Origin of the sequence: Campylobacter devanensis (assembly GCF_002139915.1) — a bacterium.
Lineage (GTDB): Bacteria > Campylobacterota > Campylobacteria > Campylobacterales > Campylobacteraceae > Campylobacter > Campylobacter devanensis.
Genome location: NZ_CP018788.1, coordinates 1,176,839 through 1,187,428, shown reverse-complemented (window position 1 = coordinate 1,187,428; position 10,590 = coordinate 1,176,839). Strand labels below are relative to the sequence as shown.

Sequence of the window (10,590 nt, the reverse complement as noted above, 5' to 3'; positions counted from 1 at the left end):
AAGTAAAATTTGGATCATTGATCTGAATTTTACTTAAATTCTAGTTTATTTTTGGGGAGCACCTGAAGTATATTTAAGCCAAAAAGCTTATAGATATTTTAAAATTCTTTGTTTGTATCAAAATGATATGTGGAGATTTTTTGTGGCTTTTTTGGTTTGGAGAAATAAGGATAATTTTATAAAAGATGAATTTAATGAGAATTTTAATAAAGAATTCGAAATTTATCTACTTGAACTGCTAAAAGCAATGATTGTTAAAATTCTAAATAATAAAACAAATACAAATGAAATTAAAGATTTAGTTTTTAAAATGAATGCAGAGCTAAATCAAAATATAAATTTTTCTTATAGCAAATTCTTGCCAGAGAGATTTTTAAATAATTTTTCTAGTGATATAGAAAGCTATAAATTAGAAGTAGAGCATATTTTACCTAAAACTTGGCAAAATACGAATTTTGATGAGTGGAACGAGACAAGTCATTCGCAATATTTGGAGCAAATAGGTAATAAAATTTTGCTTAACAAACTAACAAATATTAAATGTGCTAATAACTTTTTTTCTTTAAAACAAGAAAAATATAAAGAGAATCATAATTCACAAGAGGTAAAAGAGCTTGGCAATAGAGAAGATAAAATTTAGTCAAAAGTTGATATAGAATCTAGAAATAAAGCAATAGAACAGGCTTTAAAAAATTTTATAAATAAATAGAATATATTTCATTTTAAATTAAGTAAAATTTGGATAAAATAGCGACTTTTTAATAAATTTAGTTGAAAGGAAAAATTGTGCCAACCATTAATCAATTGGTCAGAAAAGAACGCAAAAAAGTGATCGTAAAATCTAAATCACCAGCGTTAAAAGAGTGTCCTCAAAGAAGAGGAGTTTGCACTAGAGTTTATACAACAACTCCTAAAAAACCAAACTCAGCTTTGAGAAAAGTTGCCAAAGTAAGGCTAACAAGTGGATTTGAAGTTATCAGCTATATAGGCGGTGAAGGTCACAATCTACAAGAGCACAGCATCGTGCTAGTGCGTGGCGGTAGGGTAAAAGACTTACCAGGTGTTAAATATCATATTGTCCGTGGTGCGCTTGATACAGCTGGCGTGGCTAAAAGAACTGTATCTAGATCTAAATATGGTGCTAAACGCCCAAAAGAAGCTAAAAAGTAATCTTTTAGGACGCAGACTAGCCCTTAGATATGGCTTAGTTTGAGTAAAATTTAAATTTGAAGGAAAGTTATGAGAAGAAGAAAAGCCCCTGTTAGGGAAGTAATGCCTGATCCAATTTATGGCAATAAAGTTATAACTAAATTTATTAATTCACTTATGTATGATGGCAAAAAAAGTGTAGCTACACAGATTATGTATGGCGCTTTAAAAGCTATTGATTCTAAAGGTGGAGAGCTAAAAGGTATAGATGTATTTAATAGTGCTATCGATAATGTAAAACCTATTATGGAGGTTAAATCTCGCCGTGTAGGTGGTGCTACATATCAAGTGCCAGTAGAAGTCCGCCCAGCTCGCCAACAAGCTCTAGCAATCCGTTGGATTATCAGTTTTGCTCGCAAAAGAAGTGAGAGAACAATGATAGAAAAATTAGCCGCTGAGTTGCTCGATGCATCAAATTCAAAAGGTGCTTCATTTAAGAAAAAAGAAGATACCTATAAAATGGCAGAAGCTAATAAAGCATTTGCTCACTATCGTTGGTAATAAGGAGAGCTTATGTCAAGAAAAACTCCATTAAATATGGTTAGAAATATCGGTATCGCTGCGCATATCGATGCTGGTAAAACTACAACTAGTGAGAGAATTCTATTTTTTACAGGTATGAGCCATAAGATCGGCGAGGTTCATGATGGTGCTGCTACTATGGACTGGATGGAACAAGAAAAAGAGCGCGGTATTACGATTACTTCTGCTGCGACTACTTGTTTTTGGAAAAACCATCAAATCAACCTTATAGACACTCCAGGACACGTTGATTTTACTATCGAGGTTGAAAGATCTATGCGTGTTTTAGATGGTGCTGTAGCTGTATTTTGTGCTGTTGGTGGGGTTCAACCTCAAAGTGAAACAGTATGGAGACAAGCTAATAAATACCGTGTTCCAAGAATGGTTTATGTAAATAAAATGGATAGAATCGGTGCTAACTTCTATAATGTTGAAGAGCAGATCAAAAACCGCTTAAAAGCAAATCCAGTGCCTATCCAAATTCCAATTGGCGCTGAAGATGAGTTTAAGGGTGTTGTAGATCTAATTACTATGAAAGCACTTGTTTGGGAAGATGATACAAAACCAACTGATTTTGTAGTTAAAGATATTCCAGCTGATCTTGTAGAAAAAGCTGAAGAATATCGCAATAAAATGATTGAAGCTGTAGCTGAGACTGATGATGCTCTAATGGAAAAATTCTTTGGTGGCGAAGAGTTAACTATTGAAGAGATTAAAAAAGGTATCAAAGCTGGTTGTCTATCTATGAGTATTATTCCTATGGTTTGTGGTACTTCATTTAAAAATAAAGGTGTTCAACCACTTCTAGATGCAGTTGTTGATTACTTACCAGCTCCAGATGAAGTTGAAGCTATTAGAGGTGAGCTTGAAGATGGTACTGAAGTAGTTGTAGATAGCACAGATGATGGCGAATTTGCTGGTCTTGCATTTAAGATTATGACTGACCCATTTGTTGGACAACTTACATTCGTAAGGGTTTATAGAGGCCAACTAGAGAGCGGTAGCTATGCTTATAACTCAACAAAAGATAAAAAAGAGAGAATCGGCCGTCTATTAAAAATGCATTCAAATAAACGTGAAGAGATTAAAGTTCTTTACGCTGGTGAGATTGGTGCTGTAGTTGGTCTTAAAGATACTTTAACAGGTGATACTTTAGCTAGTGAAAAAGATAAAGTTATCCTTGAGAGAATGGATTTCCCAGAGCCAGTTATTAGCGTTGCAGTAGAGCCAAAAACAAAAGCAGACCAAGAAAAAATGGGTATAGCTCTAGGCAAATTAGCTCAAGAAGATCCAAGCTTTAGAGTTAGCACTGATGAAGAGAGTGGTCAGACAATTATTGCTGGTATGGGTGAATTACACCTTGAAATTATTGTTGATAGGATGTTAAGAGAATTTAAGGTTGAAGCTGAAGTTGGTCAGCCTCAAGTTGCTTATCGTGAAACTATCAAAAAGACAGTTGAGCAAGAGTATAAATACGCTAAACAATCAGGTGGTCGTGGTCAATATGGTCATGTATTTTTACGCCTTGAGCCGCTTGAACCGGGTAGCGGATTTGAATTTGTCAATGATATTAAAGGTGGGGTTGTACCAAAAGAGTATATCCCAGCTGTTGAAAAAGGTTGTAATGAAGCACTTCAAAGCGGTGTTTTAGCTGGTTATCCGGTAGAAGATGTTAAAGTTACACTATTTGATGGTAGCTACCATGAAGTTGACTCTTCTGAAATGGCGTTTAAACTTGCTGCTTCTATGGGCTTTAAAGAGGGTGCTAGAAAGGCTGGTGCTGTAATTCTAGAACCTATGATGAAAGTCGAAGTAGAGACTCCAGAAGAGTATATGGGTGATGTAATTGGTGACTTAAATAGACGCCGTGGTCAAATTAGCTCAATGGATGAAAGAGGTGGTAATAAAATCGTTACTGCATTCTGTCCACTTGCTGAGATGTTTGGCTACTCTACAGATTTAAGAAGTCAAACTCAAGGCCGTGCATCATACTCAATGGAATTTGATCACTATGAAGAAGTTCCTAAAAATGTATCTGATGAAATTATCAAAAAGAGAAATGGTTAATACATTTTGATTTTCTCCGCTTCAGCGGAGTTTGCTCCTCATAGCTCAGCAGGATAGAGCGCAGAATTCCTAATTCTGAGGCCATAGGTTCGAATCCTATTGGGGAGGCCATTTTGTAATTAAATAGGATTAATACTCTTTATTTACTTTTATCCAAGTTTCTTTCTTAGATTTTAAAAAATCATAGCTGTTAGAAATCAAATTCAACCTTTTAAGCTTAATCAGTAAGATTATCCTTTTGTAAAAATTAAATAAATTTTCTTTTAATTATATTTTATTTATAATACCTAAATTGTAGCATTAAAAAATATTCTATTATACGCCATATAACACAAGATTGCGTCAAATACAATTATTATAGGAATAAAATTTAAGCTGTTCTAGACAATAATAGATTAATTTTATTTAATAAATATTGTTAAATATTTTTAGTTTAAAATCTTATTTATATATTAGTATTAAGCTATCTTGTAGTTGCGCATATGTATTAGTAATTCAAAAATTTAATTCTGCAACACAACCACTATTTTTAATAAAACTTTAATGTATATTTCACTATAATTGATAATAAATTTCATTATTGGAGATTTTAATGACTTTGGATCTTTTAGAAAATGGTCAAATGGCTAAAATTTTAAATTTTAATGTAACTGAGAGATTGCTTGAGAGGTTTTTTAGTTTAGGGCTATCTAAATTCAAAACTATTAAAAAGATAGAGAGTTCATTGGGGAGTTCGACTATCTTGATTGAGTGTAATAGAATGTGCTTGATGCTAAGATATGATGAGGCAAAGAGTATTGAGGTGGAGAGAATTTAGATGAAAAAGATTATTAAAATCGCACTTGTAGGTCAACCAAATGTAGGTAAAACTCTACTTATAAATTCACTTAGTGGATCGCATTTGAAGGTTGGGAATTTCCCCGGTGTGACAGTTGAAAAATCTGAAGCAAATTTTAAATATAAAGATTATGATATTAAGATTATAGATCTTCCTGGAACTTACTCTATTAATGATTACTCGCTTGAAGAGAGGATAACTAAAGATTTTATCAATAAAAATGATTATGATATCATCATAAATGTGGTAGATTCTACAAATTTAGAGCGCAATTTGATCTTGACTACCCAAATTATGGAGAGAAATAAAAAGATGATTTTAGCTCTAAATATGAGTGATGAAGCATCAAAAGAGGGGATAAATATTGATGCTAAGAAATTTGAAAATCTCCTTGGAGTGCCTTGCGTATCAGTATCTGCTAGTTTAAAATCAAATTTAAATGAGTTGATAGAACGGATAATAGAAATTTACAAATCACCATATATCCCAAATAAGCGAATTTATAGTGATGCGATTGAAAAAGAGATAGATGATATTTCGCAATTTTTAGAATCTAAAAATGATACAAATATAAAAGAGTTAAAATTAAGCAATAAAGATATAGCGATAGCTTTGTTAAAGCAAGATAATCAAATTTATAAGTATTTACACGATAAGCCCATTTGGATAGAGCTATCAAAGGTGATCCAGACAGCTCACAATAACCTATATATCCACTACAAAACTCAATCTGTAAGTGAGATATTTATGCAAGAGTGTAGTAATTTTGTCAATGGTGCGATCGCTGAGAGCGTGAAATATCATAAGCCTAAAGAGATTAATTATACTAGGATGATTGATAAAATTTTGATAAACAAATATATTGGGATTCCGATATTTTTGTTTTTTATGTGGTTGATATTTCAGCTTACATTTACTCTTGGTGCGGTGCCTATGGACTATATTGAAGCTGGATATGTGGCGTTGGGTGATATGGTTAAAGAGAGTGTGAGTAGTGAGCTTTTGGCATCGTTATTGGCTGATGGCATCATAGGTGGGGTTGGGTCTGTGATACTATTTTTGCCAAATATTATGATACTGTTTTTTGGAATTGCGCTTTTGGAAACTACTGGATATATGTCTAGGGTTTCATTTTTGTTAGATGGATTTTTTCATAAATTTGGCTTGCATGGTAAAAGCTTTATCCCATTGGTGACTGGATTTGGGTGTTCTGTCCCGGCATTTATGGCTACAAGAACTCTCAAAAACGAAAAAGACCGCTTGCTTACTCTTTTCATAATTAATTTTATGAGTTGTGGTGCTAGGTTGCCTGTGTATGTGCTATTTATAGGTGCTTTTGCTCCAAAAGCTCAAGCTGGAAATTGGCTATTTGGTATATATATTTTTGGTGCTATTTTAGGGCTTATAGCGGCTAAGGTTTTGCGTATGACGGCATTTAGAGGTCCTGATGAGCCTTTTGTTGTTGAGATGCCAAAATATAGAATGCCAAATTGGAAGCTCATTTGGTTTATGGTCTATAACAAAGCTAAAATGTATATCAAAAAGGCCGGTACTTTCATTCTAGCTGCAGCTGTGCTTATATGGTTTGCTAGTAGTTTTCCGTTTCAAGACTCTACTAAAGAGATTTATGAACAAAAAATAGAGATAGCCGCAACTGATGAAGACAAAGAGAGATTATCTAATGAATTAGAAAATATCTTAATAGAAAATAGCTATTTAGGAAAGGTTGGTAAATTTATTGAGCCATTTTTTGCTCCGTTGGAGTTTGATTGGAGATTGAGCGTTTCTATTGTTAGTGGTTTAGCAGCTAAGGAGGTTGCGATATCTACAATGGGTGTATTGTATTCGTTAGGTGGCGAAGTAGATGAAAATAACGATGGATTAATACAAAAAATTCAAGAAGCTATACCGATTGAGGTGGCTGTGGCGTATGTGTTATTTGTGATGTTATATAATCCTTGTTTAGCAGCTACAATTGTCTTTGGCAAAGAGGCTGGCGGATATAAATATATAGCTTATCTATTCATTTTTACTACATTTGTTGCTTATTTGGTTTCATTTATAGGGTTACATATAGCAAAGCTCTTTTGAGAGTTTTGCCCCTTTAAATGGGCTTTTGATTAAATTTAAACCTTAATAATATATTTAGATTTTATTTTTTTGCTTTTGCTAGAATTGTCTAAATTTAGATTTTAAGGTTGTATAATGATAAAATACATAACTACAATAATTCTTGCCATTACTGCTTTAATGGCTAATCCAAAAGGTGAAAATATGTCAAATTTAAAAGAGATATATCTAGGCGGTGGATGTTTTTGGGGGACTCAGGGATATTTTGATCTTATTAATGGAGTGGTATATAGTGAAGTAGGTTATGCTAATGGCATAAGTGACCAAACTAGCTATAATCAGATTGCTCGTACAGATCACGCAGAAGTTGTTAGGCTTAAATTTGATTCTAATAGGGTTGATATTAATGAAATTTTAGAGCATTATTTTCGTATTATTGATCCATTTTCTATCAATAAACAAGGCAATGATATAGGTAGACAGTATCGCACTGGTATATATTATAGTGATGATAAGCTAAAGAGTGTTATAGAGAATTTTATCAGTCGTAAACAGGCTAAATTTACTAAACCAATTGTAGTTGAGATAGAGCCACTTAAGAATTATATAAAAGCAGAAGAATATCACCAAAAATATTTAGATAAAAATCCAAATGGTTATTGCCATATTGATTTAAATTTGGCTAGCAAACCACTATATGATGAAAGCAAATTTAAAATTCCAAGCCTATCTGAATTAAAAGAAAAGTTAAGCGATTTAGCATTTAAAGTAACACAAGAAAAGGCCACTGAGCGACCATATAGTAGTCAGTATGATAAATTTGATGAGCGTGGTATATATGTAGATATTGTAAGTAAAAAACCGCTTTTTAGCTCTAGTGATAAGTATGATGCTGGGTGCGGATGGCCTAGCTTTACAAAGCCAATTACAACTGATGCAGCTAGTTATCATAGGGATTTAAGTCATGGAATGGAACGAATAGAGGTCACATCAAGACAGAGCGGCAGCCATTTAGGTCATGTATTTGATGATGGGCCAATTGATAAAGGAGGGCTTAGATATTGTATTAATGGTGCTTCATTAGAGTTTATCCCATATGATCAGATGGATATTAGAGGATATTCTGAATATAAAGTCTATGTAAAATAATTGTTAGTTTGAAAGTATGTTTTATTAAATTTCTATCTAGGTTTTAAACTTAGTAAGAGATATAATTATTAATTATTTTTTGCTTGGCGATAACTGTTAAAGAACCGCTAAGTTTATAAAGTAGTCTATAATGAAGTACTTTTAAAAAATTAATTTAATATTTTATAGCTAATTTTATGCTTTACATATTTGTTTAGTACTAGTTTACATCTATGTATTACATAAAATATCTGTCATAAAGGTATAAGTATAGTTAAGCAATTAAAGAAAGTTAAAGAAATTTAGGGTATAATTAGCAATTTTAATCAAATTTAAAAGGTATATAGTGTTTGAACTTATTGGCGAATCGCTAAAATCAGCTGTAAATAAACTTAAATTTGTCGATGATGAAAAGGCATTAAAAAATGCGCTTGAGACGCTGAAAAAGTCGCTGTTAAAGGCTGACGTTTATCACAAGGTGACAAAAGAACTTGTAAGTCTTGTAGAAGCTGATATGAAAAAGGGCACTATAGGCCAAAAGCAGTTTTTAGATAGTATAAAAACTAATTTAACGAATATTTTAACCGCTCCAAATGATGGTAATAAAGGTAGCGGATTTGTGTTTGCTTCAAACCCTCCAACAGTTGTGTTAATGGCCGGCTTACAAGGTGGTGGTAAAACCACAACAACTATAAAATTAGCAAGCTACCTAAAAGCACGTAAAAAACGTGTTTTAGTAGCTGCAGCCGACTTGCAGCGTTTAGCAGCAGTAGAACAGCTTAGACAGCTTTGTAGCGCAAATGAGATCGAGCTTTTTACTATTGATGGTGAAAATAATCCAGTAAATGTAGCTAAGGAAGCATTAAAAAAAGCAAAAGATGGTTTTTATGATGTACTTTTAGTTGATACTGCTGGTCGCTTGGCAATAGATGAAGCATTAATGAGTGAATTAAAAGAGGTAAAATCTGTATTAAATCCAGATGAAATTTTTTATGTTGCAGATGCGATGAGTGGGCAAGATGGCGTACGCACTGCTACTAGTTTTAATGAGGCTCTTGGCATTACTGGGGTTATTTTAAGTAAATTTGATGCCGATACAAAAGGCGGTGTAGCTATAGGTATAGCACACCAAGTAGGAATTCCGCTGAGATTTGTCGGTGTGGGTGAAAAAGTGGCCGATCTTGAGAGTTTTATCCCTGATAGAATCGTTGGCAGAATTTTAGGCGAGGGCGATTTGGCGACTTTAGCTGAGAAAGCTTCTACAATCATAGATGAAAAAGAGGCCAAAAAGCTCAATAAAAAGATTAAAAAAGGTGAGTTTAATTTTAATGATTTTATAGCTCAGCTTGAGAGTGTTAAAAAGCTTGGAAGCATGAAAGGAATCTTAGGAATGATTCCTGGTATGAGTTCTATGGCAAATCAGTTAAAAGATATTGATTTAGATAATTCAGAGCAGATTAAACATATAAAAGCGATGATAAACTCAATGACTCCAAAAGAAAGAGAGAATCCAGATTTATTAAATAATGCTAGAAAGCGTAGAATTGCTGCTGGTGCTGGACTTGATCAAATGACTGTAAATAGATTTTTAAAGCAGTTTAGTAGTGCTGCAAAGTTGGCTAAAAAATTCTCTAATAAAGATAGTATGAAAGGCTTTGCAAATATGTTGGCAAACGCTAACCGTCCTAAATAAGTTAGGGTTTATTTATGGCTATGAATTTAGCTATAACTAAGCCTTATAAAAAATATTTTAGGAGAAAAAGATGGCAACAGTAGTTAGATTAACAAGAATGGGACGCAAAAAAAGACCATTTTATCGTATCGTAGTAACTGATAGTAGAAAAAGACGTGATAGTGGTTGGATTGAAAGTATTGGTTATTACAATCCAATGGTAGAGCCAGAAGTGATTAAATTTGATGCCCAGAGACTTGCATATTGGAAAAGTGTTGGCGCTAAACTAAGCGATAGAGTCGCTCAAATTACAAAATAATGGTTGAAGATTTTTTAAAAGAGTATGCTAAACTTATAAGTGATTCACCTGATATTATCCGCACAGAGCGGATAAATTTAGGTGAGAACTTCGATGAGATTATTATCTATGCTAGTAGGGTCGATACTGGAAAATTAATCGGTAAAGATGGCAAAATGATAAATGCTATCAAAACCGTAGTTATAGGCTATAAAGCCAAAGATCCAACTTCATATAGAATTACGGTAAAAGCTATTGAAGAGTGATTTAGTAGAGGTTTGCATACTTGGTAAAACCGTAGGATTAAAGGGAGCTTTAAAGCTTCATAACCGTAGTGATTTCATAGAACAGTATAAAAAAGGCGCTAAATTTTATGATAAGTTCGGTAATCTTTTATCCATTAAGAGCTATGAACCTTCTAATTCGCTTGTAATATTTGATGGATTTGAGAGTATTGAAGTAGCAAAAGAGCTTGTAAATCGAGTTTTATACCGTACTGTAGAAGATACTAAAAAGAGTTGTAAGCTTAAAAAAGATGAGTATTTTTATTTTGACATCATAGATTCTATGGTTTATGAGGGCGAGATTTTGCTTGGTAAAATTGACGATATTTTAGAAGTTGGGGCTGGATTTTTATTTGATATTAAGACTAGCACAGAACTTATTAGCAAAGGACTTACAAAGCAGTTTTATATACCATATCAAGATAATTTTATTATTAAGATTGATATTAACAGCAAAAGAGTAGATGTAAAAAACTCTATGGATATATTGCTTAATTCTTAG

11 protein-coding genes and 1 tRNA gene are annotated in these 10,590 nt (G+C 33.0%); all 12 read left to right on the top strand.

Annotation, left to right across the window (positions count from 1 at the left end; translation table 11 throughout):
- Positions 1-142: 142 nt before the first annotated feature.
- The 12 genes from CIGN_RS05895 to rimM all read left to right on the top strand — a co-directional run bounded on the left by CIGN_RS05895 (position 143) and on the right by rimM (position 10,590).
- On the top strand, positions 143-640 hold the full coding sequence (locus tag CIGN_RS05895; protein ID WP_220323448.1) for a GmrSD restriction endonuclease domain-containing protein: 498 nt from the start codon (positions 143-145) through the stop codon (positions 638-640).
- A gap of 146 nt (positions 641-786) precedes the next feature.
- A complete protein-coding gene (gene rpsL, locus CIGN_RS05890) occupies positions 787-1,170 on the top strand; it encodes a 30S ribosomal protein S12 (RefSeq protein ID WP_063998572.1) in 384 nt (127 codons plus the stop codon).
- Positions 1,171-1,239: 69 nt separating this feature from the next.
- Positions 1,240-1,710, top strand: a complete 471-nt coding sequence (gene rpsG, locus CIGN_RS05885) for a 30S ribosomal protein S7 (protein ID WP_086232363.1) — start codon at positions 1,240-1,242, stop codon at positions 1,708-1,710.
- A 12-nt stretch (positions 1,711-1,722) separates the two neighbouring features.
- Positions 1,723-3,798: an elongation factor G gene (gene fusA / locus CIGN_RS05880; protein WP_086226549.1), complete on the top strand. Its 2,076-nt coding sequence runs from the start codon at positions 1,723-1,725 to the stop codon at positions 3,796-3,798.
- A gap of 34 nt (positions 3,799-3,832) precedes the next feature.
- A tRNA-Arg gene (locus tag CIGN_RS05875) sits at positions 3,833-3,909 on the top strand.
- A gap of 481 nt (positions 3,910-4,390) precedes the next feature.
- Complete coding sequence (locus tag CIGN_RS05870; protein ID WP_086224032.1) at positions 4,391-4,615, top strand: FeoA family protein; 225 nt, start codon at positions 4,391-4,393, stop codon at positions 4,613-4,615.
- A complete protein-coding gene (gene feoB, locus CIGN_RS05865; protein WP_086302759.1) occupies positions 4,616-6,727 on the top strand; it encodes a ferrous iron transport protein B in 2,112 nt (703 codons plus the stop codon). It abuts the gene before it with no gap.
- A 114-nt stretch (positions 6,728-6,841) separates the two neighbouring features.
- A complete protein-coding gene (gene msrB, locus CIGN_RS05860; RefSeq protein ID WP_086302757.1) occupies positions 6,842-7,855 on the top strand; it encodes a peptide-methionine (R)-S-oxide reductase MsrB in 1,014 nt (337 codons plus the stop codon).
- Between the two features lie 325 nt (positions 7,856-8,180).
- Positions 8,181-9,527, top strand: a complete 1,347-nt coding sequence (gene ffh, locus CIGN_RS05855) for a signal recognition particle protein (RefSeq protein ID WP_086302755.1) — start codon at positions 8,181-8,183, stop codon at positions 9,525-9,527.
- Between the two features lie 70 nt (positions 9,528-9,597).
- Positions 9,598-9,825, top strand: a complete 228-nt coding sequence (gene rpsP, locus CIGN_RS05850; protein WP_063998335.1) for a 30S ribosomal protein S16 — start codon at positions 9,598-9,600, stop codon at positions 9,823-9,825.
- Positions 9,825-10,070 carry a KH domain-containing protein gene (locus tag CIGN_RS05845; RefSeq protein WP_086226545.1) on the top strand — a complete coding sequence of 82 codons (246 nt, stop codon included), beginning with the start codon at positions 9,825-9,827 and terminating at the stop codon, positions 10,068-10,070. Before rpsP ends, CIGN_RS05845 begins: the two co-directional genes overlap by 1 nt.
- On the top strand, positions 10,060-10,590 hold the full coding sequence (rimM, locus tag CIGN_RS05840; protein WP_086302753.1) for a ribosome maturation factor RimM: 531 nt from the start codon (positions 10,060-10,062) through the stop codon (positions 10,588-10,590). Before CIGN_RS05845 ends, rimM begins: the two co-directional genes overlap by 11 nt.